This is a genomic window from Streptomyces sp. P3 (assembly GCF_003032475.1).
In the GTDB taxonomy this organism is placed as follows: domain Bacteria; phylum Actinomycetota; class Actinomycetes; order Streptomycetales; family Streptomycetaceae; genus Streptomyces.
This window is the reverse complement of the sequence record NZ_CP028369.1, coordinates 8,511,591-8,535,352: the sequence shown is the minus strand read 5'-3', so window position 1 is coordinate 8,535,352 and position 23,762 is coordinate 8,511,591. Positions and strand designations below refer to the sequence as shown.

Genomic DNA, 23,762 nt, shown 5'->3' with positions numbered 1-23,762 from the left:
AGGCTCGGGAGACGTCGTACGAGGTCCGCGGGCGGCCGACCGGCGAAGCGGAGGCAGCGGCAGGCTCGGTAGGACGGGTCCGCCGGGGTGGACGGGGCCGGCGGCCGACAGGGGCGTCAGGGCCACGTCCGCCTCGCATGGTGGCATGCACATGCCCGTCATGGAAGCGCTCCCACGCCAACTCCCGCCCGACTTCCCGACTTGACCGGAGGGAGCCCTGACGGCCGGAACACGTTCTGCGCGAAGCGTTGACTAGAAAGCGCTTGCCCCCTACGTTCCGTTCAGCAGTGTGACCGAGCCGCTCAGCCGAACCCCACACAGGGCGCACTGCTTGATCAAGCCGTTCAGATTCGCGTAAGTCATTCACATACTTGATCCTCCTCACCGCTTGGAAGAAGGCATCGGGACATGACTTCACCGGCAGCTTCCGCACCTCTTCACACCCGCGGGCGCGCCCTCACCGGAGGGCTGGCCGCCATCGGCCTCACGGTTGGCATGATCATGACTAGCGGGGCGCTCACCCCCGCGGCCGCCGCCACCTGGCCCACCCCCACCAGCAGCAAACCGGTGACCGCCACCATCACGGTCTCCGGCACCAAGGACTACGGGATGCAGCGCCTCTACGGCAGCGGCGACCTCGGCAGCGGCGGCCAGAACGAGGACCAGGACCCGATCCTGGAGCTCAAGCCCGGCGCCGTCCTGAAGAACGTCATCATCGGCGCGCCCGCCGCCGACGGCATCCACTGCCTCGGCAGCTGCACCCTGCAGAACGTGTGGTGGGAGGACGTCGGCGAGGACGCGGCGACCTTCCTCGGCTCCTCGTCGTCCAACGTCTACACCGTCTCCGGCGGCGGGGCGAAGGAGGCCAGCGACAAGGTGTTCCAGTTCAACGGCGGCGGCACGCTGAACGTCTCCAACTTCGCCGTGAAGAACTTCGGGACCTTCGTGCGCAGTTGCGGCAACTGCAAGAGCGGCCAGTACAAGCGCACGATCAATCTCAACACCATCGAGGCGACGTACAAGGGCAACAAGCTCGTCGGCATCAACACCAACTACGGCGACAGCGCCACACTCAGGAAGATCACCATCGTCGGGGACAGCAGCAAGAAGATCACTCCCTGCCAGAAGTACATCGGCAACAACACCGGCAAGGAGCCGACCACCAACGGCAGCAACGCGGACGGGACGTACTGCAAGTACTCGTCCTCCGACATCACCTACCGGTGATCCGCCGGGCCCGCCGGTTCCCCCACCACCCCCCACGGTGAGACGGCGGCCGTACGAAGCGTCCCCGCACGACGCTTCGCACGGCCGCCCGGCCTACCGGCCCGGCCCGGCCGCCGTGGCGGCGATCTCGCGCCGGTAACGCTCGTAGGCGCTGCGCAGGACCGGACCCGGCCAGTCGGCGGGCAGGAGCGCGGCGGGCAGCACCGGATCGGCCAGCAGATGCCGTACCACCGCCGCGAGCGCCGTGAACCGGTCGGCGGACCCTCGCGCCCGCTCGACGTGGGCCAGCAGAGCCCGCGCCGTCCGCGCCCACGCGTCGAGCGGCCACAGGCTCGCGGCCAGCTCGCGGGCGGGCGTCGCGGGCCGAGTGACGAAGTACTGCAGAACCGCGTCCGGCTCCACGGGCCAGGACCGGCTCAGGTTCGCCGGCCGCAGCCAGACGCCCTCGCGGAGCTCGGCGAGCCGCAGGGCGCTCAGCCTGGTGCGCAGTTCGGCCCGTTCCGTCGGGCCGCGACCGGTCGCGGTGATCACGGCCATCTCCCAGTCGCCGTCCCACGCGCGCGTGTCCGGGTGAAGGGCGTCGTCCTGGCGTCGTCGGCGCTCCAGCAGCCGGTCGCTCAGACGGTAGACGCCGTCGGTCCGGCGCAGATCGCCCGCGGCGACCATCCGACTCAGCGCCGCCCGCACCGTCGATCCGCCGACACCGAACGGCTCCACCCCGCGCACCAGATCCCTCGCGGCCAGTTCGGGCGGGTGCGAGCCCAGCAGCAGGCTCAGGACCACCGACCGTGCGGACAGCGGGGGCAGGTCGACCTCGACCTCACCGGACTGCGCCGACACGTTGCTCCGCATAGGACCGTACTGTACGTGCGCCTGCGCGTATTGCACTATTGCTGCGACTGTCGGCAAAGTGCAACATGGTCGCATGTCCCAGACACCCGCCCAGAGCCAGCGCAACCAGAGCCAGGACCAAGACCGCGAACAGAACCGGGAACAGGACCGGCAGGAGTCGCGGTCGACGTCGCAGTCGCAGTCGGCGCCCCTGCCGCCCGTCCCGTCGCAGGTGACGCACGACGTCACCAATCAGCCGCCGCCGCTCGCTCCGTACGACGCCTCCGAGGACGCCGCCCTGCTGGAGGGACTCCGCCGCGAGGGCGCGGGGTGGGCGGAGGCGGACGTGCGCCGGATCGGTCTCCTGGCCGGCGGCGTCGAGGCGCAGGAGTGGGGCGAGCTGGCCAACCGGCACGAGCCCGTGCTGCGCACGCACGACCGGTACGGCCATCGCGTCGACGAGGTCGACTTCCATCCCAGCTGGCACGAGCTGATGCGGGTCGCCGTCGCCGAAGGGCTGGCCGGGGCGCCCTGGGCCGACGACCGGCCCGGCGCCCACGTGGCACGCACGGCGGGTGGGCTGGCGTGGGGGCACACGGACGCCGGGCACGGCTGCCCCACCTCGATGACGTACGCGGCCGTCCCCGCACTGCGACGCCGGCCGGAGCTGGCCGCGGTCTACGAACCGCTGCTCACCAGCCGCACGTACGACCCGGGGCTGCGACCGCCGGCCGAGAAGCGCGGGCTGCTCGCCGGCATGGGGATGACCGAGAAGCAGGGCGGCTCCGACGTCCGCACGAACACGACCGCGGCCACGCCTACGGCGGAGCCCGGGCTGTACACCCTGCGCGGGCACAAGTGGTTCACGTCCGCGCCGATGTGCGACCTGTTCCTGGTGCTGGCCCAGGCGCCCGGCGGCCTGTCCTGCTTCCTCGTCCCGCGCGTGCTGCCGGACGGCACGCGCAACACCTTCCGCGTCCAGCGGCTGAAGGAGAAACTCGGCAACCGCTCCAACGCGTCCTCCGAGCCCGAGTTCGACGGGACCGTGGCGTGGCTGGTCGGGCCGGAGGGGCAGGGCGTCAAGACCATCATCGAGATGGTCAACTGCACACGGCTGGACTGCGTGATGATGTCGGCGACGCTGATGCGCAAGACGCTCGTCGAGGCGGGGCATCATGCGCGCCACCGCAGCGCGTTCGGGGCGCGGCTGTTCGACCAGCCGTTGATGCGCAACGTGCTGGCCGATCTGGCGCTGGAATCGGAGGCCGCCACCACGCTCACGCTGCGGCTGGCGGGCGCGGCCGACCGAGCGGCGCGCGGCGACGCCGGTGAGCAGGCCTTCCGTCGGATCGCGACCGCCGTCGGCAAGTACTGGGTGACCAAGCGGGGGCCGGCCTTCACCGCCGAGGCCCTGGAGTGTCTCGGCGGCAACGGCTACGTGGAGGACTCGGGCATGCCCCGGCACTACCGCGAAGCGCCCCTGCTGTCCGTCTGGGAGGGCTCGGGCAACGTCAACGCCCTTGATGTGCTGCGGGCGTTGACTCGCGAGCCGGCGACCGCGGAAGCCCTGTTCGGTGAACTCGCCCTGGCGCGGGGGGCGGACGCCCGTCTCGACGCGGCCGTCGCACGGCTGCGCACCGGGCTGGGCGAGGCTACGCCGGCCGGCGCCCGCCGGCTGGTCGAGCAGATGGCCCTCACCCTGCAGGGCTCCCTCCTAGTCCGGTACGCCCCGCCTGCCGTCGCCGACGCCTTCTGCGCGACCCGACTGGGCGGCGACTGGGGACACGCCTTCGGCACCCTTCCGGACGGCGCCGATCTCGGCGGAATCCTCGAGCGGAGCCATCCGGACGGTTCCTCCCTCCTGTGAGTCATCGCTCGATTCCGCTTCGTCATCGGTGAAGTGGTGCAGACTCATGAGTAGTTGGCACTTCTGGCACCTCGTCCGGGGGAGGACAACGTGTTCACGGGGATCGACGAGGTCGACTGGGCCTCACTGCGGCACGCGCACGGCAGCGCCCGGGACGTGCCGGAACTGCTCCGAGGCCTCACCTCCGCGGAGCCGCTCGCCCGGGCCGCCGCGCTGGACGGCATGTACGGCGCGGTGCACCAGGAGGGGCGGGTGTACGACTCGACGCTCGCCTGCGTTCCGTTTCTGCTCGTGCTGGCCGCGGACGAACGGGTGCCGGAACGGGGCGTGCTGCTCGACCTGTTGGTGAGCATCGGGGAGGGCACGCCCGTCGAGGGGGCCGAGGGGGCGGCGGTCGCGGGGGCTGATCCGGCGGCCCGGGCAGCAGTGGGCGCGGGACCGGCGGGCGTGGAAGCGGCAGGCCCGCCAGGCGTGGGTGCGCAGGCTGTGGTCCGGGCGGATGCGGAGGCTGTGGTCCGGGCGGATGCGGAGACTGCGGTCCGGGCGGCGGCGGAGACTGCGGTCCGGGCGGGGGCGGAGGTCTTCGTCCGGCTGACCGCGGACGTCGACCCGGCGGTCCGCCGGGCGGCGGCCACGGCCGTGGTGCGGTTCCTCGACGAACCGCCGCGCGTCCTGGGGCTGTTGCGCGAGCGCCTCGCGCTCGAGCGGGACGAGCGGCTGGTGGTCGCCCTCGTCGAGTGCCTGGGTCACTTCGCGCGACGGCATCCGGGTCGGGCGGCCGAGGCCGTGGACCTCCTCGTCGCGCGGAGCGGGCCGGCTCACGGGCCGGGACCGCGGCTCGCCGCGCTGGGCCAGCTCGCCGTCTGCGCACCCGAGCGGCTCCCGGGCGATCTGGTGCCCGTGGTCCTGCGCCTGCTCGATGAGCGTTCCGCCGACCGCCCCTGCCGCCCGGGAGCGGCGGGTGCGGCCGCCGTGCACTCCCTCGTCGACCGGATACGGCGGCTGCGCCCCTCCGACGAGGAGGGGAACCGCCTGCTGCGCACCCTGCACTCGGCGCTCGACGACCGGCCGGCCGACCGGATCGCCCTGCTGCACGGCCAGTTGGCGGGCGCGGGACCCGTCGACCGGTGCAACGCCGTACTGCTGGCCGCCGCGCTGGTGCGTGAACGGCGCGGCGACCACAGCCGCACGATCGCCCTGCTCGGGGAGCAACTGCGGGACCGGGAAGCCGAGGAGGAGGGCCGGCTGCGCGACATCACCGTGGCCGTCCTCGCCGAACTGTTCGCGCTGGCCGCCCCGGCCGCCGACCGGCTCCACGCGCTGGCCGTCGCGCGCCCCGACCGGTGGGTCCAGCGGTGGCCCTGTGAGGCTCCCCTGCTCGGCGGAGCGCTCCGGGCCCTGGCCCGGACCGGAGACCCGCGGGCCGTGCCCCTGCTGGCCCGGGTGGTGGCGGGCCCGGTCGTTCCCCGGGACCTCGGAGCGGCGGTCTCCGCACTCGGCGCCCGGGCGGCGCCGCTCACGCCGGTGGTGCGGCGGGCGCTCGCCGCCGTGCCCCTGGACGCGCCCGACACTGCGACGCCCCTGGTGTCCGCGCTGCGGGCCCTGCGCGACGCCCAGTCCCTGCCCGTGGTGCTGCGCCTGCTGGACGGCGCCCGTCCCGCCGCCGGGGGACGGCTCGTGCCTGCCCTCCTCTCCGCCCTGGCCGCCTTGGGCGGGGCCGCGCGTGAGGCGGCGCCCTCGCTGCGGGCCCTGCTGGACGGTGAGCACGCGCTCGCGGCGGCGGACACCCTGTGGGCCGTCGAGGGCGACCCGGCCGTCGTCCTGCCCGTGTTGCTGCGGGAGTTGGGGCGCAGGGAGGCATCGCGCCAGGTGCTCGCCGCGCGCTCGCTGTCCCGGCTCGGCCCGGCTGCCCGCACGGCGCTGCACGCACTGCGCCACACCGTCGAGGCGGACGGCGGCGCGGTGAGCACGGCCGCCGCGTGCGCCGTCTGCGAGATCACCGGCGAGGCGGACCCGACGGTCGTCGCGGCGCTGCGCTCCGCCTGGACGGAGCATCCCCGTTCCCGCCCGGCCGTCGCCGCCTGCCTCACGTCCCTGGGCTCCCGCGCCGCCCCCCTGCGGGACCTGGCCGCCTCAGAACTCACCGCTCCCCGCCGCCACACCGCCCGGCCCGGCGGACACGGCAGCCACGACGTCCCCGTGGACGAGGAACTGCTGCGACTGTGCCGCAGGGTGGTGGAAACGACGTAGGGAAGTGGGGACGTAGGGCATAGGAAGGACAGCGGAGCGGCCCGTGCCGAAACCCTGCGAGGGCGAGGGCCGGGTGAGCCGGCCCGCCGGGCGGGTCGACCCGCGGTCAACCCGCCGGACGTCCCCGCAGGGCGTCGAAGCGGGCCCAGTCGATGTCCCACTGGGCGACTCGGCGGCGTTCCAGACGACCGCGCAGGACGCGGCCGCCCGCGAAAGGCAGCGTCGCCACTCCGAGGCCCGCCACACCGCCGACGAGCGCCGCCCGAAGTCTGGCCTGGTCTGCGCCGACGGGTTCGGTCACCATGCGGCCCCGGGTGTCCGTCCAGACCGTGACGGGCGTGCCGGCGGCGCTCCCCGGCCCGACCCTGACCTGACCGGTGTGCGCGGAGCCGTCCGGCCCCGTCCAGCCCACCCTCGCCCACACGCGGTCGCCGCTCGCGGACCCGCTCGCGGCGGGCGTGCCGGGAGCCCGGTCGGTCAGACGGCCCATCAGCGGCCGCCACTCGACGCGCTCGCGCGCGAGACCGTCCTCGACTGACCCCGCCGTCGCCCATCCCCCCAGAACCCCGGCGAGTACGGTCAGCGCCCACACGCCGAGCACGACCCAGGACTCCACCACGTCGGCGCGGCGCTTGAGCGGGTTGCGCCGCCACCGCCACAGCCACACCTTCCGACCACGGAACGCCATCGAAGGCATCCTCCTCGTGAGCACATGTACATCCCAGCCGCCCTCCCATACGGGGCGGGCGGGCTTGATGCTCAGGGCGAGTCCGCGTGCCGGCCGTCCCACGGCGTGCACTCGGTCCACGGGCGTCGAGGCGGAGGTGGCCGAAGTCATCCGGTCGAGGGCCGCCAGGGCCGTTGTGACCTGCGACGACCGCGTCTGCGGAGGTGACTGTCAGTGGCTGGGTGCAGACTGGCCGGTGTCTGGGACGAAGGCGTCGAAGACGCAGCGGAGGTGATCGGCATGACCGAGGTACTGCTCGCCGTGGGCACGCGCAAAGGCCTCTTCGTCGGGCGTCGGCGGGGCGGCGTGTGGGAGTTCGACGAAGCCCCCTACTTCAACGCACAGGCGATCTACTCGGTCGCCCTCGACACCCGCGGCGACCGCCCTCGGCTGCTCGCCGGCGGCGACAGCGCGCACTGGGGGCCGTCGGTGTTCCACTCCGACGACCTCGGCCGGACGTGGACCGAACCGGCCGCGCCGGCCGTCCGGTTCCCCCAGGACACCGGTGCCTCGCTGGAGCGGGTGTGGCAGCTGCACCCGGCCGTGGCCGAGCCGGACGTGGTCTACGCGGGCACCGAGCCTGCGGCGCTCTACCGCTCGGAGGACCGCGGCGAGAGCTTCGAGCTGGTCCGCCCCCTGTGGGAACATCCGACACGTTCCCGGTGGGTGCCGGGTGGCGGCGGGGAAGGCCTGCACACGATCCTCACCGACCGGCGCGACCCTCGATCGGTGACCGTGGCCGTCTCGACGGCCGGCGTGTTCCGCACGGCCGACGGCGGGGCGAACTGGGCGCCCGCCAACTCGGGCGTCTCCGCGGTGTTCCTGCCCGACCCGAACCCGGAGTTCGGCCAGTGCGTGCACAAGGTGGCGCGGGACGCGGCGAACCCGGACCGTCTCTACCTCCAGAACCACTGGGGGGTGTACCGGAGCGACGACGCGGGCGGGCAGTGGACCGATATCGGCCCGGGCCTGCCCTCCACCTTCGGCTTCGCCGTCGCAGCGCACCCGACCCGTGGGGACACGGCGTACGTGTTCCCGATCAACGCCGACGCGGACCGGGTGCCGGCGGACCGCCGATGCCGGGTCTTCCGCACCGCGGACGCGGGCAGGAGCTGGGAGCCCCTCTCCGCGGGCCTGCCGCAGGAGGACCACTACGGCACGGTCCTGCGGGACGCGCTGTGCACCGACGACGTCGCGGAACAGGCCGGCGTGTACTTCGGCAACCGCAACGGCGAGGTGTTCGCGTCGGCGGACGACGGGGACAGCTGGGAGCAGGTGGCCTCGCACCTGCCGGACGTGCTGTGCGTACGAGCCGCGGTGATCGGGTGAGACGGACCGGACGCACAGGGGGCGCGGGCCGGCCCCCGCGTCCGGCCACCGTGACGGGCCCGCTGGACATGTACGTCGCCCAGCGCCGGCTGCGCGGTGACCGGGAGGCTCTGGCGCCGGCCGGCCTGAACAGCGCGCCTTCCCTGGTCGCCGAGAGCGGCTTCACGCAGGACAGCGGGCGTCGCGCCATGGCCCCCCTGCTCGAGCAGCACCCGGAGATCGACGGTGTCCTCGCCGCGTCGGACACCACGGCCGCCGGGGCACTACAAGCACTGCGAGCGGCGGAACGGCGCGTGCCGGAGGACGTCGGGTAGCACTCCCGATCGTCCTTCACCCCGGTGGGCGGTGGCCTACGGCAGTCGCCAGTCCACGGGCTGGGCGCCCTGCCGCAGCAGCAGGTCGTTGGCCCTGCTGAACGGTCGCGAGCCGAAGAAGCCGCGGTCCGCGGACATCGGGGACGGATGGGCGGACTCGATCGCCGGAAGGTCGCCCAGCAGCGGTCGCAGGTTACGGGCGTCACGCCCCCACAGGATGGACACCAGCGGCTTGCCGCGCCCGGCCAACGCCCTGATCGCCTGCTCGGTGACCTCTTCCCAGCCCTTGCCGCGGTGCGCCGCCGGTTTGCGGGGAGCCGTGGTCAACGCCCGGTTGAGCAGCAGCACACCCTGCTCGGTCCAGGGCGTCAGATCGCCGTTCGACGGCCTGGGCAGGTCGAGGTCGGAGTGCAGTTCCCGGAAGATGTTCTCCAGACTCCCCGGCAACGACCGCACCTCCGGCGAGACCGCGAAACTCAACCCGATCGCCATTCCCGGCGTCGGGTAGGGATCCTGGCCGACGATCAGGACGCGGACGTCGTCGAAAGGCTGCTGGAAGGCCCGCAGGACATTCGCCCCGGACGGCAGATAGGTCCGGCCGGCCGCTATCTCCGCCCGTAGGAAGTCCCCCATGGCCGCGATGCGTTCGGCCGCCGGTTCAAGAGCCTCAGCCCAGCCCGCTTCAACAAGTTCATGCAAAGGTCGTCGTGCCACAGAGCGTCACCTTACTGGCACATAACCTGTCCCCGGCACCGGCACGTAGCCCGCCCCCGCACAGCCACAGACCGCCTCGCCCGCGGACGTCGTCCCCGGCGCCGGTCCTCCTGCTGCCGCATGCCGTGCGGGCGCCCGCCGAGGGCGGTCCGCCGGACGGCGCCGTACGCATCGTCGCCGATCTGGCCGCGGGCGCCCCGGGGTTGCCGCGTGAGGAGACGCTGCTGCCGGTGTCGCAGTCCGGGTAATGCATCGTGCGTAGGGAACGTGCGTCATGTCCCAAAAGGGGGATTACCCCCTTCGAGGGCAAGTCGCCTGGAAAACACGCTGATCACTTCTGATCCGTACGTAACTCATCAGACAAAACCGGACGGATACCGCTCACGTGCACCCTCCCCGAACAGGGGAGCCCAGGAAGCCAGTAACATGCGTCGCCATGAGCTCCCCCACTGGGCCCGCGTCCGGCCTGCCAGTACGAATGCCGCGACCTCGCCAGCCCGGGCGGCACCGCCGACCCGAGCCGCTGGCGGCTCCCGAGGGCGCGCCCGCGCTCGTCCTCGCGGTGCCGGGCTCGCCGAGCGTCGCCGTCCGCGGTCTCGCCGAGGAGGTCGTGAGCATCGCCCGCTCCGAGCTCCCCGGCCTGGACGCGCGCATCGGCTACCTCGACGGGGACGACACCGAGTTCCCCACCCTGCAGTCCGTGCTGACGTACACCGCCGAGGAGCGCACCGCCCGCTTCGAGCAGGCCCGCGCCGCCGGTCTGGACGTCAAGGAGCCCGACGGCCCGGTCGCCGTGGTCGTGCCGCTGCTGGCCGGTCCGGACAGCGCGCTGCTGCGCCAGGTCCGCCAGGCCGTCATGGAGAGCCGGATCGCGGCCGAGCTGACCGATGTGCTCGGCCCGCACCCGCTGCTCGCCGAGGCGCTGCACGTGCGGCTGTCCGAGGCCGGTCTGGCCCGCGCGGACCGCGCCCGGCTGTTCACCGTGGCGACGGCCGCGGACGGCATCATCCTCGCCTCTGTGGGCGGCGAGGAGGCCGTGCAGGCCGCCGGCATCACCGGCATGCTGCTCGCCGCGCGTCTGGCCGTTCCGGTGATGGCCGCCGCTCTCGACCAGGAGGGTTCCATCGCCTCCGTCGCCGAGCAGCTGCGCTCCTCCGGCTCCCAGCAGCTGGCGTTGGCGCCCTACCTGATCGGCCCGGAGATCGATGCCACCCTGATCGAGGAGGCGGCCAAGGAGGCGGGCTGCCCCGCCGCCGACGCGCTCGGCCCCTACCCGGCCATCGGCAAGCTCGCCCTGGCCAAGTACACGACGGCTCTCGGCATCGCGCCGCCGCAGCAGCAGGGCGCGCCGGTCCGCTGAGCCGACCGGCACCACCTCAGGACGCCGACGAAGGGCCCCCTCCCGGCCGGGAGGGGGCCCTTCGCGTCACGCTCCGCGCGGGCGGACCGGACGACCGGTCCCGCGCGGACGGGACATAGCAGACCCGGTGCAGGAAGCCCGAGGCGGTTCGCCGACTCCCCTGCCGACACGGCCACGGCGGCACGCGGGCCGCGACGGGGACGGCCGAGGACCGGGACGGCCCAGCACCGGATCGGCCGAGGGCCGGGGCACGGACGATCGGATCAGTCGAGGACCACGCAGGAGGCGGCGGGGACCGCGACCGAACCCGCGCGGCGGGGCAGTCCGGTCGTCGGGTCCAGGGTGAACCAGGTGACGTCGCCGGAGCGCTCGTTGGCGACGTAGAGGAAGTCTCCGGAGTCGGTGAGGGCGACCGCCCGCGGCCACCGCCCGTGGCAGGGCACGGTCCCTACGAGGCGCAGCACCTCGCCCCCGGCTTCGACGGCGAACACCGAGAGCACGTCCTCGCCGCGGGTGGCGGCCCACACGAAACGGCCGTCCGGCGAGACGACGAGGCCCGAGGGATAGGCGTCGCCGGCCGGCGCGCCCGGCAGCACGGCGGCCTCGGCCAGCGGCTTGAGGGAACCGTCCACCGCGTCCCAGCGGCAGACGGTGACCGTCGGCGTGAGTTCGTTGACGACGTAGGCGTGCCGGCCCGCCGGGTGGAAGGCGAGGTGGCGCGGCCCGGACCCCGGGCGCAGGGCGTGCTCCCGGTGCAGGACGGGCGCGCCGTCGCGCAGCGCGCAGACCCGCACCGAGTCCGTGCCGAGGTCCACGCTGACCGCCCACCGGCCGCTCGGATCGGGCTGCACATGATGGACGTGCGGGCTCTGCTGGCGCCGCGCGTGCGGGCCCGAGCCGCTGTGCCGCAGGATGCCGGAGGCGACGCGGGCGAGGGTGCCGTCGGCCCGGACCGGGACGGCCGTCACGCTTCCCGAGCCGTAGTTGGCGGTCAGGACGTGCCCGTCGAACACACTGAGGTGGGTGGGTCCGCTGCCGCCGACCGGCACCGGCGGCCCGGTCTGTTCGGGCACGTCGCCCGTGACCCGGTACGCGGCCACCGCGCCGTCCGTCGTGTCGCTGACCGCGTACAGCGTCTCCCCGGTGGGCGACAGGGCCAGGTAGGAGGGGTCCGGGACGCCGTTCAAGCTGCCCAGAAGGGTCAGGGCGCCGCTGGTCCGGTCCACGTCGGCGATCACGACGCCGGGCCCTCCCGCCGCCGTGAACGAGCCGATGAACGCCCGCCGTCGTCTTCCGCCGAGGTCTGCCACCGCTGTCGCCTCCCGGGTCGCCGCTGCCGCTGCTGACGCTGCTGCTCGGAGGTGACGGTAGCAGTCGATCACCAGCGGTCTAGACCAGACATGCTCCGCACGGCCCGCCGACCGGCATCGCACGGCCCGCGCCCGCAGCCCGCAGCCTGAGGCCTGAGGCCTGAGGCCTGAGGCCCCCGGAAGCCTCAGTGCCGCACGGCGCGACCGCCTGCGGCCGAGAGCGCTCGCATGTCAGGCGTCGGCCGGGATGTGGTCGGCGCGGCGCAGGGGGACGGCGAGTTCGAGGAGCGCGCGTTCCAGGGCGTGCAGGTGGGCCAGCCCCGGCGCGACGGGCAGGGCGGGCGAGGCTGGCAGTGCTGGTGCGACGGGCGGGGCCGACAGGGCGGGTGCGACTGGCGGGGCGGCGTCGGCAGCGCCGGGGTGACGGCCGGCGGCCATCGGGGCCGTGAGCGCCTCGACCGCGGCCTCCACCCGCCAGCACGCGGCGACGAGACGGGCGTCGTGCGAGGCCTCCGGGTCCGCGGCGACCGCGGCGAGCCCGCGCACCTCGTGGGCGCAGTCGTCGAGGAGCGCGAGCACGTGGCGGGCCCGGTCCCCGCGGGCGCGCAGGGGACTGAGCGGATGCACCAGCGGCGCCAGCGACATCCGGACGCGGGCCAGGATCTGTTCGAGTTCGGCCACCCGCCGGGACGGGTCCGCGGTGGCCGCGCCCGCGAGCCGCGCGGCCGCCTCGGCGGTGCAGGCGTGCACGCAGCGCAGCGCGCGCTCCACCCAGGCGTCGGTGACGGAGTGCGTGGTCACCGGGAGGACCAGCAGCACGGCCAGGACGGCCCCCGACGCGCCCACCGCCGTCTCGGCCGCCCGCAGGGCGAGCAGCGCCGGGTCGAGCAGGCCCAGCAGCCCGTACAGCGCGCTGGCCATGACCGTGACGGACAGCATCATCCACGTGTAGGAGACGGCGGCCGTGTAGAAGATCCCGAAGACCCCGGCGCCGACGACCAGGGCGGACGCCACGGGCTCCCCGTGCAACGGCACGGCCACCACGAGTCCCAGCGCGATCCCGAGGACGGTCCCGAGGAACCGCCGGAACCCGCGCACCAGGGTCTCGCCGCGCGAGGCGGTGTTCACGAACACCCACCAGGTCGCGCCCACGGCCCAGTACCACCGCTGGTCGGAGAGCGCCTGGCCGACGAACAGGGCGATCGCGGCGCCCACGGTCGCCTGGACGGCCTGCCGGGTCGTGACGCGCGCGAGCCCGCGGCCGCCGGTCGGCACGGCGACGGCCGACGGCGCGGGCGAGCGCCGCTCGTAGCACCAAGCCCCGAACCGGACCGCGGACGACGTCGCCAACGACAGCAGCACGGCCGCGCAGAGCTCCGGCAGCCGGGCGGGGACCGTGTGGAGGAACTGCGCGGCGAAGTAGGTCATGAAGGCGAACACGCCGAGCGCGTGCCCGCGCGGGCCCCACCGGCGCGCATAGGCCCCGGCGCCCACGACGGCGAGGAAGGCCAGGTCGCGGGCGACGGGTAGGTCGTGCAGGAACGCCGCGAGGGTGAGCACCGGCAGTCCGACGGCGGGCAGCAGTGCCGTCGTCACGGCCTGGCCGCGCACGGTCGGGTCGGTCACCGTGAACAGGGCCAGCAGCGCGGCCAGCCCTCCTGTGACGGCCGCCGTCAGCGTGTGCCCGGCGGCTCCGCACAGGGTGACCGCGAGCCCGATGCCGAGTACGGCCCGCGAGGCGAACCTCAGCCGTACCCGCCCCGGATCCGGCGCCACGAAAGCCCTCTTCAGCAAGCTGCCCCGCCCTTTCCCCACCCCGATGCGCCGTCGACACGGAAAAGGCGCCGCGGAGTCCGCAGCGCCATCGACGAGGTCATCTCAGCATCAGGGGAGCGAATGGTTCAACCGGCCACGAAACCACTGCGCCAATGGCACAGTCGAGCCGGGTCCGCCCGGGCCGCGGACCGGCCAACGGCCCACCCGTCCGGCCGCCCGGTTCAACCCCCCGTTCCGTCCCGGCCACCGGGTCCGCCGCCGTCGGAAGTCTCCGAGTCGCGCTCCGCCGGGCCGTTGGTACTGTCGTCGCTGAGCGGTGCGCGCACGAAGGGACCGGGCGACCACATGGCCGTGGACGAGCTGGACACCCGCATACTGCGGCTGCTCATCGAACAGCCGCGGACCAGCGTGCGGGAGTACGCCCGTCTGCTCGGAGTCGCCCGCGGCACGCTGCAGGCACGCCTCGACCGGCTGGAGCGGGACGGGGTGATCACCGGCACGGGACCCACGCTCTCCGCCGCCGCACTGGGCCACCCGGTTCTCGCGTTCGTGCACATCGAGGTCACCCAGGGCCACCTCGACGACGTGGGCGACGCGCTGGCCGCCGTCCCGGAGATCGTCGAGGCCTTCTCCATCACCGGCGGCGGTGATCTCATCACCCGGGTCGTGGCCCGGGACAACGCGCACCTCGAGGACGTCATCCAGAAGCTGATCAGCCTGCCCGGGGTGGTCCGCACCCGCACAGAGGTGGCGCTGCGCGAACGCGTGCCGCACCGGCTTCTGCCGCTGGTGCGGTCGATCGGGCGGACGGCCGCGCGGTAGCCCTCTCTCCCGTGCCCACGGGGTCACCCTCGCGTCCGCGGCCTTCCTGCCCGGCCGGGCAGACGCGACGATCCCGTCGGCGCGTCGTGCGACCCCGGTGTGCCGGCCGGCCTCGGCTCGGGCACTCTGGAAGACCGATGAAGATCTCCCTCCGGCCCGATCGATTCGCCCCGGATCGCCGGTAAATGTCAATCACCATGAGCCGGTGCAGACCGGGCATGGTTTCAAGATCTTCAGGACACTTCTAGGACCGCCGGCGGGGTTTGCCGCCGCCGGTGCCGCGCCGTCCGGCGCCGCCCTTCGTGCCGCCGCCGCTCCTGCCGCCGCCTGTGGCCTTCGCTCCGCCGCTGCGGCCACGCGCCCCGCCCGCTCCCCCGCCGGCCTTGCGGGGCGCGCCGCCCGGCTGCGGCCTGCGCGGCTGCGGCTCCTTCGCCGGGGTCGGCTGGGTGCGCCCTCGCGTGCTGTTGACCGTGCGGCCGCGGACGATCCCGATGAAGTCCTCGACCAGGTCGGTGGTCGCCTCCTCGGGCCAGGAGAGCGCGACCTGAGACCCGGGGGCGTCGACGACCGTGCGGTACGTCAGGTCGCGGCGGTGGTGCAGGCGGGCCAGGGACTGCGGCACGACCAGGACGCCGATGTTCGCCGCGACCAGCTCGATCGCGTCCTCGGTGGTCGCGGGGCGTTCGAACGCCGCCTCGCCGGGCGGCCGGTCCCAGCCGAGGACGTCGTCGAGGGGGTGCAGGACCACCTCGTCGGCGAGGTCGTCCAGGGTGATCTCCTCGGCGGCGGTGATCACGTGGTCCTTGGGGACCACGACGACGGTCGTCTCCGTGTAGAGCGGGATCGCGCTGAGCACCGTCCGGTCGACGGGAAGGCGCACCAGGGCCGCGTCGGCGCCCCCGTCACGCAGGGCGTCGCAGGCCTCGGCGGGGGCGAGCTGGAGGAGGGTGAGGGGGATGTCGGGCAGGCGCTCCTGCCAGATCCGCACCCACTTGGCGGGCGTCACTCCGGGGACGTACGCGAGCCGGAACGAGGGGGAGTCCGCCGAGTCGGTCATCCCGCCAGGCTACCGGCTGTGGTCACCGGCCGTGGTCGGCGGTCTCCTCGACGGCCGATACCCTGGGCCGCATGAAGTCGCAGCAGAGCACCCAGACGATGAAGGCCGCCACCGCGGCGAAGAAGCTGGGTGTGTACCTCCCCGCCACGCCCGCCGAGTTCCAGGAGGGCGACGTCTCGCGCGCCGAGCTGAACGAGCTGCAGGCGAACCCGCCCGAGTGGCTGGTGAAGCTGCGCGAGAGCGGTCCGCACCCCCGTCCGGTGGTCGCGGCCAAGCTGGGCGTGTCCATCGCGGGTCTGGCCCGCGGCGGGGTGACGGAGGCGCTGACCTCCGAGCAGATCGACGCGCTGAAGGAAGCGAAGCCGGAGTGGCTGGAGAAGGAGCGCGCCACCCAGGCCGAGGTCCGCAAGGAGACCGCCCGCCTCAAGAAGCGGGACGCCGAGCGGGCCGAGGACTGACGCTCTGCTTCTGCGCACCGAGCCTCGCCCCCGCGCCATCGTTTTGACTACCATCTGGGCAGGTTCACCGACGTGGGTGTTTCAAGGTTGCTGGGGGTTGGGATGGTTGCTGGTCGTGTGGTGCGCTTCGACAGCCAGCGGGGTTACGGGTTCATCGCTCCCGACGACGGCGGGGAGGATGTCTTCCTGCACGTCAACGACATGCTGATGCCCGAGTCCCAGGTGCGCCGGGGCATCGTGGTGGAGTTCGAGATCGAGGACGGCGAGCGCGGCCCCAAGGCGTCCGGGGTACGGCTCGCGCGGGGCGAGGACGGCAAGCCCCTCGCCGCCGACGACGACGTCCTGTGCGACGTCCTCAGCACGGAGGAGTTCGTCCGGGACGTGACCGAGGCGCTGCTGACGGCGGCGCCCACGCTCACCGGCGAGCAGATCGTGCAGGTGCGGGCCGGGCTGGCGCAGTTCGCCAAGAACCACGGCTGGGTCGAGGGCTGACCCGACCGCCCGCAAGCCCCTTCACCGGGCTCTTTCCCCAGGTCGACGCCCGTACGGGCCCGTTGTCAGTGGCCTCCTCTACAGTTCCCGTCACTTGATCACTGCGGGTGCGGGAGGCACGCATGGGGTGGGTGTCGGCCGGCGACTACGAAGTCGCCCTCGAGGACGGCAAGGTGGTGTGCCGCAACGCGGCCGGACGGCGCCTGAAGTCCGTGCCGCCGAAGATCGCCGACGATCCGGCGGTGGTGGGGCTGCGCCAGCTCACCGAGTGGCTGGAACGCCACGAACGCCGGTGCCTGGCCGACGTCGAGCGGTGGATGGTGCGTTCGCTTCCGGTGCCGTTCGAGGTCGTCGCGCGGGTGTGGCCCGACCCCGCGTGGCAGGCCGCCCTGCGCGACCTGGTGGTCACCGGGGCCGACGGCGAGGTCGCGGGGTTCCTGCGGGACGCCGACGTGGAGCGCGGACTCGGCCTGGTCGACCTCGACGGGGACACCGTGCGCATCGTCCCCGACCTGGTCCGTCTCCCGCACCCCGTGCTCCTCGAGGACCTCGAGGAGCTGCGGGAGTTCGCCGTCGATCTCGGCGTCGAGCAGCGCGCCCAGCAGCTCTTCCGCGAAGTGTGGAAGCGGCCCGCCGCGCTCGACGCGCAGGACACGGCCGTCGAGGAGTACGCGGGCGGCGCCTTCAAGGAGCAGCGGTTCCTGCACGGCCGGGTCACCCAGCTCGGCTACCGCGTGCGCGGCGGTCACGCCGTCTGTTCGGTGCTGGAGGACGGCCGGACCGTCGAGGCCCGGGTGTGGGTCGGCGACTACGAGGGCTACGAGGAGGCGGAGACCGGCCCCCTGGTGTTCACCGACTCCGCGGGCCGGGTGCTGAAACTCGGTCAGGTCGGGCCGGTGGCCTGGTCGGAGGGCATGCGGATGGCGGCCGCACTGTACGCGGGCCGCGACGTCGAGGACGAGGAGCGGGCGGCATGACGACCTACGACGAGGCCACCGCGGCCACGCTGCTCGACGCCGGCGCCGTCCTGCCTCCGGGCAGCACGGTCCGCGAGGACGCCGACACTCTCACGGTCCGCTCGTACACCCATCCCGTTCTGGGCGACCGGACGGTCGTGCGGCTCGTGCCGGACACCCTCGGCGACGCCGAGGACCTCGCTCTGGACTTCCTCGGGCTGACCCGCCGGACGGAGACACCCGAGGTCGGTCAGGTGCGCCGGGAGACGCTCGGCTTCCCCGCCTGGGCGCTGGTCAACGACCCGGCCAACGGGCACCACGCGCTGGCGCTGGTCAAGGACGTCGAGCGGCTCGCACGGCAGGCCAAGTCCCGTCCCGGCACCGCCAAGGACGGCTTCGAGGAGCTCGGCGCCCGGCTCGGCCGGGCCGTGCCGCACTTCCTGCCCACCTTCTACGAGCAGGCGGCCCGCGTCTTCCTGCAGTACGAGAACACGACGTACGCCTCCGCGTTCTTCGGCAAGGCCCGCGAGGCGGAGCGGGTCCACGCGCTGGCGGTCGACGAGGAGCGGCAGCGGGCCGTGTTCCTGGAGTTCGCCTTCGCGGGGGCGCTGACCGTCAAGGCGCTCAAGGAGCACGTCAAGGCGCTCGCCGCGCGGCTCGATCCGGCCGCGGCCTGGGCGCAGTTCCGGCAGTTGACCGTGGAGCGCTGCGCGGCCGGCATGCCGCCCTACGCCTCGCTGCCGCAGGACGCGCGCGGGCTGATCAAGGCCGCCGGTCTCGACCGGGTCGCCGAGGAGTGCGCCCTGGTCGCCGACCTGCTCGCCTCGCCGGCGGCGGTCCGGGCCCCCGCGTCCTTCTGGAACGCCTACCGGCCGACACTCGCCGTCCTCGCCGGGCAGCGGCCCGAGGTGCGCGGGCGTCTGCTGGAGATCATGCCGGTCGGCCTGGGCCGCTCGGTCGAGGACGACGAGTTCTGGCTGGCGCTGCTCGCGGAGTGCGGCGCCGACCTGCTCCTCACCGGCGAGACGGCGGCCGAGGTGGACGCGGCGGACTGGCTCGGCCGCTGGGCGCTGCACCGCAAGCACGGCGGGAACGTCAGCGGCCGCTCCCCGGCGACCCTCGCCCTCGTCGAGCGGATGGCGCCGCACCTGCGCGGGCGGGGCCGTCCCGTGGACCTGTGCACGGGCCGCTGGCGGTCCGGCGCCGAGGTGGACCTGCTGGACCTGTGCGTGGCGCAGGGCGTGCCGCTGACGCTGCCCGGCCCCAACGAGGTGGTCTTCCTCTCCCTGGACGACTGGATCGGCAGGCCCGGTCCCGAACGGCGCGACCTGGCGGCGATGGCGGCCGATCCGCGCATGCGGCGTCTGCTGTACACCGACATCGGCACCCTCAAGGACCACCGGATCGCCGACGGGGTGCTGGACGGCCTGGCCGCGCACCCCGTGCTCGGCGACGTCCTGCGCGAGTGGCTGGAGGACGCGGCCGCGGAACTGACGGCGGCGGTCGGCCTGCCCGCCGCACGGGCCGCGCTGGAACGGCTGCGTCCCTTCCGCGCGGTGGCCGCCCGGGTGAGCCCGGCGGCGGTGGCCGCGGTCGCCGCCCACGAGGTCGCCCCCCTGCTCGGACACACGCTGCGGGCAGGCATCCTCGACGAACTGGGCTGGCCCGCGCTCGACGAGGCACTGCGCCGACTCGACGCCGAGACCCGGCCGGGCCGCGACCACGACAACCCGATGACCGTCCACGAGGCGTGGCCCGCGCTGATCGTCTCGCGCGAGCACAAGGTGTTCGTCGTCGGCCCGCAGGAGATCCTGCTGGAGCACGACCTGCGGCTGCCCGTGGAGCCGGACCGGTGGCAGCGTCCGGCGTTCCGCTACACGGACGGCGAACTGCTGGTGATGTGGCGGCAGGACGGCAAGCAGTTCGGGTACTGGTCCGCCCGCCCGGCCGACGTGTTCCCGCTCGGCGGCGAGCAGATCCCCCACTACTGGTACGGCGGCTCCGACGCCGGCGCCCCGTCGATCCCGCTGCCCGGCGGCGGCCGGGCCACCGGCGGGCGCACCCTGCATGCCGGCGACACCGTCCTGCCGGCCGGGCGGCGCGTCCTCGGCGACGGTGTCTCCCTGTGGCGCCAGGGCAGGCAGGGCCGGCAGCAGGTGTGGCTCGAGTACGACCCGGCCACCGGCACGCACGGGCGTGCCTCGCTGCCCGCGTTCCTGCAGTCCGGCATCCGGGAGGACGCGACCCTGCGCCAGGACCTGTGCCAGGTGCTGCCGCTGCAACCGGGCCTGGAACAGAGTCCGTTCGGCACGGACGGCACGGTTCTCGGGCGCTGGGTGCGCACCGAGGGCGAGGGCGCCGAGGCACGCACGGTCGCCGGGACGCCGGACGGACGGACCGTCGCCCTTCCCTGGGCCGACGGGCGGGCGCCGGGTGATCTGCTCGGCGCGCTGCGCCTGCCGGGCGGCGCCGAGCCGGTGGCCGTCGGCCTGCACCGGCAGGTCGCCCTGTACGCGGGCGACGGCCCGGCCGCGGCCGGTGAGCTCGGCCGGGTGACGCCGATGGAGCGCGGCAGCGAGTTCGCCGCCGGCACCCGGTTCGTCCCGCCGGTCGACTTCTGGCACGCGCTGCGCCCGCGCGACGAGGCCGCGTCGGCCGTGCTGCGCGCGCTGACCGACGAGCAGGCGGCCGGCCTGGTGCGGGCCGGGGCCGAGGCGCTGGCGCAACGGCGGGAGGCGCTGGCGGCGGCCGGCGCGGTCGACGGGACCACGGACGCACAGGCCGCCGTCCCGTCCGCCGACGAAGTCCTTCAGCAGGTCGTGGTCGCTTGTCTGCCGTCGCTGGAGGCCCCCGGAATCGCCACGGGCGTCGCCGCGCTGCTGCGCGCGGTCCTGCGGCTCGCGGGGTCGACCGCCTCGTTCGTGGCGCCGCCGGTGGACCGGCCGAAGGCGCAGAGCCGACGCGTCCTCGGCATGTACGCCGACCTGGAGCCCGAGCACGGTGACGACCAGACGCTGCGCGAGGCCACGGCGGGGCTCGCCCACACGCACGGGTGGTGGGGCAGCGAGTTGCGCTGGAGCGCACTGCGTCAGATCCGCTCGGTCAACCACGTGCTGTCCGGGAAGCCCGCCGACGGCACACCGCTGCGCGAGGCCGCCCGGTCCGCCGGCGCCGCCGACGGATGGCGCAGCGACGAGTTCACCGTTCCCGGCATCGGCCTGATGTGGACGCCGCTGCTGGACGTGCTGCGACCGCTCGCCTACCGCGCCGCCTCGCCGACGGTGACCGAGGCGCACCGCGAGGCGCTGCTCCTGCTGTGCGAGGCGGTCGCGGACGGGCCGCTCGCCGCGGCCGACGGCGTCCTGCGCGAAGTCGTGCTGAGCGAACCGCACGAGAAGCAGGAGCGGGTCGGACAGGTCCTGCGCCGGGACGGCCGGACCGTCGTGGTGCTCGGCTGCCAGAACGTCGACCGGCAGTCCGGACAGGTGCGCTGGCTCGCCCTGGACCACGACCCGGGCGGCACCTTCGGCGCGATCGCCCACTTCACCCTGACGCAGGAGACCGCGCACCCTGCGGTGTTCCCCGCCGAGGCGCTGAGCGCGGTCACCGCACTCGTCCGGGACAAGGGCCCTGCGCCCTGGCAGCCGGGGGCTCCCGCCGCACTCGCCGACGCGACGGGCGGGGGGCTGGGACCGATGCAGGCTGCCCTGGTGATCGCCGGCGGACCGGTCCCGCTCACGGCGGAGGTGATCGCCGCGACCGGACTGAAGCCGCGTCAGAAGGAGCTGGGCGACGCCCTGCTGTCCTCGGTGGGCACCGCCGACCGGATGGCGCTGGTCGGCGCGCTGCTGCCGGGGAATCCCGGCGACCTGTGGACGGCCGGACCGGACATCGGGGCGGCCGGCCGGGAGTGGGCCGAGCGGCTGGGCGGAGTCGTCCGGCTGCCCGAGGACCTCGCCGGGGAGCTCTCGCTCGCCGGGCTGCCCACCGGCTCGGTGGAGGAGGTCCTCAACCCGGGGCGCACCCCCTGGATCAGCCGCACCACCGTCCAGCGGCCGGACAAGGACGGCAACCTCGTCGCGGAGGACCCGGCGGCGCTGCCCGGCCGCAGCGAGCTGACCCGGGCCGTGGCCGCGCTGGCCGGCCTCGCCTACTCGTTGCCGTACGCGCACCCGCTGCGGGCGCTCCTGCCGGGGGCTCTCGCCGCACTGCGGCGCCGCTTCGCCGATCCGCAGCTGCTGCTGGACCTGGACGTCGCATGGACGGACACGGGGTCCTCGACCGCCGTCGAACTGCGCAAGGCGTACGGGCTGCCGGCCGTGGGCGGCGCCGACGCGCACGGTCTGACGCACGTGGGCGAGGCGCTGGTGCTGCGCCCCTGGTACGGCGAACGGGAGACCGTGCTGGTCCGGCCGGGCGCGCTGCGCACCCCCGACGACCCGGTGTTCGGCCTGGTGGAGGGGCTCGTCGGCGAGGGCCGGGGGCACGGCATGCGGGCGCTGCGGACCCTCCTCGACGAGGATCTCACCCGCGCGGTCACGGCCGGCGCCGACCCCGCGGGGACTCCCGGGTACGCCCAGGACCCGACCGTCGGCGCACCCGAGCTGGTCGCCGAGGTCGCGGCGCACCACGGGCTGGGCGAGGACGCGGCGGCTTTCTACCTCCAGCTGCTGGCACTGCCGGACCCCACGGACCGCAACTGCGTCCGCTGGACCGGCTGGAAGCCGGCCCGGACGAAACGGGCCCGCGCCGAACTGGCGGCGAGCGGTCTGGTCGTCGAGGCCAAGCGGGCGCGCGCCGGGCGCACGTTGTTCCTGCCCTGCGGCTGGCTCGACCTCAGGTCCCCGGCGCTGCCGGTGGAGCTCTGGAAGAAGGGGCTCTACCCGATTCCCGCCTACGGGCGCGCCGTGCCGCCGGCGCCGGTGCCCGAGCTGTTCACGCGGGCGTGGGAACGCGTCCGCGCCGGCGACGCCCCGGCCTACGAGGAGCTCACCACCCGCGCCACCCGCAAGGGCCGTCGCCGATGACCACCGTCCCGTCCCCCTGGAAGAGCGCGAGCCGATGACCGTCACCGCCCCGTCCTCCCCCGCCCCGCCCGCCGACCCGGTCCGCCAGATCGTCCCGCCCGAGGACCGGTACGCCGCCGAGCTGGCCTTCCTCGCCGCGTACGACGACGGGCCGCGGCCGCCCGCCTGGCGGCTCACCCCACGTGCGGTGGTCACGTTCGTCATGGGCAGCGCGGGCCGTGCCCTGAAGCTCCCCGACGACGCGGAGACGCCCGAAGGGGTGTCGCGCCGGATGACGGTGGAGGGCAAGTTCGTCGGCGACCGTGCGCTGGTCGAACGGTGTGTGGTGACGCTCGCCGGCGAGCGCGGGCTGCTGCTCGTCGGCGAGCCCGGCACCGCCAAGTCGATGCTGTCCGAGCTGCTGTCCACCGCTGTGTGCGGCACCAGCGGCCTGGTCGTGCAGGGCACCGCGGGCACGACGGAGGACCAGCTCAAGTACGGCTGGAACTACGCCCTGTTGCTGGCGCAGGGACCGAGCAGGCAGGCGCTGGTGCCGTCGCCGGTGCTGACCGCCATGTCCCGGGGCGCCATCGCGCGCGTCGAGGAGGTCACGCGGTGCCTGCCGGAGGTGCAGGACTCGCTGGTCTCCCTGTTGTCCGAGCGGCGCATGGCCGTTCCCGAACTGGCCGGCACCGGCGACGCGTTGGCTCATGCCGCACCCGGCTTCAACCTCATCGCCACGGCCAACCTGCGGGACAAGGGCGTGTCGGAGATGTCGGCGGCCCTCAAGCGTCGCTTCAATTTCGAGACGGTCGGCCCGATCCCGGACCTCGACGCGGAGACCGCGCTGGTGCGCAGCCAGGCGCGGGCCTCGGTGGAGCGGGCGGGCGCGCCCTTCCAGGTCGACGACGCGGTGCTGGAGGCCTTGGTCACCGCCTTCCGCGACCTGCGGGAGGGCCGGTCGGCGGAGGGCTGGGAGGTGGAGCGGCCGTCCACCGTGATGAGCACCGCGGAGGCGGTGTCCGTCGCGGGCGCGCTGGCCCTCGCCGCGGCCTACTTCCCCGGGGACCGGGACGTGCTGGGCCTGCTGCCGGGCCATCTGCTGGGTGTGGTCCGCAAGGACGACCCCGCCGACGCGGCCCGGCTGCGCGGCTACTGGGACGGGCCCGTCCGACGCCGGGCCGAGCAGGGGTCGGCCACCTGGCGCACCCTGTGGGACCTGCGCACGGCCCTGGAGGGGTGACGACCGTGTCCCTCCACCCCACC

The 23,762-nt window shown here is 74.3% G+C and carries 17 protein-coding genes and 1 pseudogene; 12 read left to right on the top strand and 6 right to left on the bottom strand.

Going from position 1 to position 23,762, the window contains the following annotated elements; all coding sequences use genetic code 11:
• Positions 1 to 408 precede the first annotated feature (408 nt).
• The gene (locus C6376_RS37750; protein ID WP_107447500.1) at positions 409 to 1,227 is read left to right on the top strand and encodes a pectate lyase; all 819 of its coding nucleotides are present in this window, start codon (positions 409 to 411) and stop codon (positions 1,225 to 1,227) included.
• Positions 1,228 to 1,320: 93 nt separating this feature from the next.
• Here C6376_RS37750 and C6376_RS37745 read toward each other — a convergent pair whose 3' ends face one another.
• Positions 1,321 to 2,079, bottom strand: coding sequence for a PaaX family transcriptional regulator C-terminal domain-containing protein (locus C6376_RS37745; protein WP_107447499.1), 759 nt, complete (start codon positions 2,077 to 2,079; stop codon positions 1,321 to 1,323).
• Between the two features lie 73 nt (positions 2,080 to 2,152).
• Here C6376_RS37745 and C6376_RS37740 point away from each other — a divergent pair, with 73 nt between their 5' ends.
• On the top strand, positions 2,153 to 3,925 hold the full coding sequence (locus C6376_RS37740) for an acyl-CoA dehydrogenase family protein (RefSeq protein ID WP_254076240.1): 1,773 nt from the start codon (positions 2,153 to 2,155) through the stop codon (positions 3,923 to 3,925).
• Between the two features lie 90 nt (positions 3,926 to 4,015).
• A complete protein-coding gene (locus C6376_RS44125; RefSeq protein ID WP_159083380.1) occupies positions 4,016 to 6,175 on the top strand; it encodes a HEAT repeat domain-containing protein in 2,160 nt (719 codons plus the stop codon).
• A gap of 106 nt (positions 6,176 to 6,281) precedes the next feature.
• On the opposite strand, the gene C6376_RS37730 is transcribed toward C6376_RS44125, so the two are convergent.
• Positions 6,282 to 6,863 (bottom strand): hypothetical protein, encoded by a 582-nt coding sequence (locus C6376_RS37730; protein ID WP_107447498.1) that lies wholly within the window; start codon positions 6,861 to 6,863, stop codon positions 6,282 to 6,284.
• Positions 6,864 to 7,076: 213 nt separating this feature from the next.
• On the opposite strand from C6376_RS37730, the gene C6376_RS37725 reads away from it, so the two are divergent.
• Together C6376_RS37725 and C6376_RS37720 are read left to right on the top strand one after the other, a co-directional pair.
• Complete coding sequence (locus C6376_RS37725; RefSeq protein ID WP_107447497.1) at positions 7,077 to 8,231, top strand: sialidase family protein; 1,155 nt, start codon at positions 7,077 to 7,079, stop codon at positions 8,229 to 8,231.
• A gap of 44 nt (positions 8,232 to 8,275) precedes the next feature.
• Positions 8,276 to 8,539: pseudogene (locus C6376_RS37720) on the top strand (substrate-binding domain-containing protein); the annotation flags it as partial.
• A gap of 42 nt (positions 8,540 to 8,581) precedes the next feature.
• Here C6376_RS37720 and C6376_RS37715 read toward each other — a convergent pair.
• Positions 8,582 to 9,259 (bottom strand): uracil-DNA glycosylase, encoded by a 678-nt coding sequence (locus tag C6376_RS37715; protein ID WP_107447495.1) that lies wholly within the window; start codon positions 9,257 to 9,259, stop codon positions 8,582 to 8,584.
• Positions 9,260 to 9,695: 436 nt separating this feature from the next.
• Between C6376_RS37715 and C6376_RS37710 the strand changes: the two genes are divergently transcribed.
• On the top strand, positions 9,696 to 10,619 hold the full coding sequence (locus C6376_RS37710) for a sirohydrochlorin chelatase (RefSeq protein WP_107447494.1): 924 nt from the start codon (positions 9,696 to 9,698) through the stop codon (positions 10,617 to 10,619).
• Positions 10,620 to 10,882: 263 nt separating this feature from the next.
• Here the strand turns inward: C6376_RS37710 and C6376_RS37705 are convergent, their stop codons facing one another.
• Entirely contained in the window at positions 10,883 to 11,929 is a 1,047-nt protein-coding gene (locus C6376_RS37705; RefSeq protein ID WP_107447493.1) for a lactonase family protein, read from the bottom strand.
• 231 nt (positions 11,930 to 12,160) lie between these two features.
• On the bottom strand, positions 12,161 to 13,723 hold the full coding sequence (locus C6376_RS37700) for an FUSC family protein (RefSeq protein WP_107447492.1): 1,563 nt from the start codon (positions 13,721 to 13,723) through the stop codon (positions 12,161 to 12,163).
• Between the two features lie 327 nt (positions 13,724 to 14,050).
• Between C6376_RS37700 and C6376_RS37695 the strand changes: the two genes are divergently transcribed.
• Positions 14,051 to 14,527 carry an Lrp/AsnC family transcriptional regulator gene (locus C6376_RS37695; protein ID WP_107447491.1) on the top strand — a complete coding sequence of 159 codons (477 nt, stop codon included), beginning with the start codon at positions 14,051 to 14,053 and terminating at the stop codon, positions 14,525 to 14,527.
• A 244-nt stretch (positions 14,528 to 14,771) separates the two neighbouring features.
• Here the strand turns inward: C6376_RS37695 and C6376_RS37690 are convergent, their stop codons facing one another.
• The gene (locus C6376_RS37690; RefSeq protein ID WP_107447490.1) at positions 14,772 to 15,584 is read right to left on the bottom strand and encodes a LysR family substrate-binding domain-containing protein; all 813 of its coding nucleotides are present in this window, start codon (positions 15,582 to 15,584) and stop codon (positions 14,772 to 14,774) included.
• A gap of 71 nt (positions 15,585 to 15,655) precedes the next feature.
• On the opposite strand from C6376_RS37690, the gene C6376_RS37685 reads away from it, so the two are divergent.
• From C6376_RS37685 to C6376_RS37665, 5 genes are all read left to right on the top strand, one after another.
• Positions 15,656 to 16,042, top strand: coding sequence for a DUF5997 family protein (locus tag C6376_RS37685; RefSeq protein ID WP_107447489.1), 387 nt, complete (start codon positions 15,656 to 15,658; stop codon positions 16,040 to 16,042).
• Between the two features lie 102 nt (positions 16,043 to 16,144).
• Positions 16,145 to 16,534, top strand: coding sequence for a cold-shock protein (locus tag C6376_RS37680; RefSeq protein ID WP_107447488.1), 390 nt, complete (start codon positions 16,145 to 16,147; stop codon positions 16,532 to 16,534).
• Positions 16,535 to 16,656: 122 nt separating this feature from the next.
• A complete protein-coding gene (locus tag C6376_RS37675) occupies positions 16,657 to 17,511 on the top strand; it encodes a DUF4132 domain-containing protein (RefSeq protein ID WP_107447487.1) in 855 nt (284 codons plus the stop codon).
• Complete coding sequence (locus C6376_RS37670; protein ID WP_107447486.1) at positions 17,508 to 22,517, top strand: hypothetical protein; 5,010 nt, start codon at positions 17,508 to 17,510, stop codon at positions 22,515 to 22,517. Before C6376_RS37675 ends, C6376_RS37670 begins: the two co-directional genes overlap by 4 nt.
• Positions 22,518 to 22,551: 34 nt before the next feature.
• Positions 22,552 to 23,739, top strand: coding sequence for an AAA family ATPase (locus C6376_RS37665; protein ID WP_107447485.1), 1,188 nt, complete (start codon positions 22,552 to 22,554; stop codon positions 23,737 to 23,739).
• The last annotated feature ends 23 nt before the right edge of the window (positions 23,740 to 23,762 follow it).

Excerpts from the sequence above, each read along its gene's own strand:
- C6376_RS37750 (WP_107447500.1), top strand. The coding sequence starts at position 409 with ATGACTTCACCGGCAGCTTCCGCACCTCTTCACACCCGCGGGCGCGCC.
- C6376_RS37745 (WP_107447499.1), bottom strand. The coding sequence starts at position 2,079 with ATGCGGAGCAACGTGTCGGCGCAGTCCGGTGAGGTCGAGGTCGACCTG.
- C6376_RS37740 (WP_254076240.1), top strand. The coding sequence starts at position 2,153 with ATGTCCCAGACACCCGCCCAGAGCCAGCGCAACCAGAGCCAGGACCAA.
- C6376_RS37730 (WP_107447498.1), bottom strand. The coding sequence starts at position 6,863 with ATGGCGTTCCGTGGTCGGAAGGTGTGGCTGTGGCGGTGGCGGCGCAAC.
- C6376_RS37710 (WP_107447494.1), top strand. The coding sequence starts at position 9,696 with ATGAGCTCCCCCACTGGGCCCGCGTCCGGCCTGCCAGTACGAATGCCG.
- C6376_RS37695 (WP_107447491.1), top strand. The coding sequence starts at position 14,051 with ATGGCCGTGGACGAGCTGGACACCCGCATACTGCGGCTGCTCATCGAA.
- C6376_RS37690 (WP_107447490.1), bottom strand. The coding sequence starts at position 15,584 with ATGACCGACTCGGCGGACTCCCCCTCGTTCCGGCTCGCGTACGTCCCC.
- C6376_RS37685 (WP_107447489.1), top strand. The coding sequence starts at position 15,656 with ATGAAGTCGCAGCAGAGCACCCAGACGATGAAGGCCGCCACCGCGGCG.
- C6376_RS37680 (WP_107447488.1), top strand. The coding sequence starts at position 16,145 with ATGGTTGCTGGTCGTGTGGTGCGCTTCGACAGCCAGCGGGGTTACGGG.
- C6376_RS37675 (WP_107447487.1), top strand. The coding sequence starts at position 16,657 with ATGGGGTGGGTGTCGGCCGGCGACTACGAAGTCGCCCTCGAGGACGGC.
- C6376_RS37670 (WP_107447486.1), top strand. The coding sequence starts at position 17,508 with ATGACGACCTACGACGAGGCCACCGCGGCCACGCTGCTCGACGCCGGC.
- C6376_RS37665 (WP_107447485.1), top strand. The coding sequence starts at position 22,552 with ATGACCGTCACCGCCCCGTCCTCCCCCGCCCCGCCCGCCGACCCGGTC.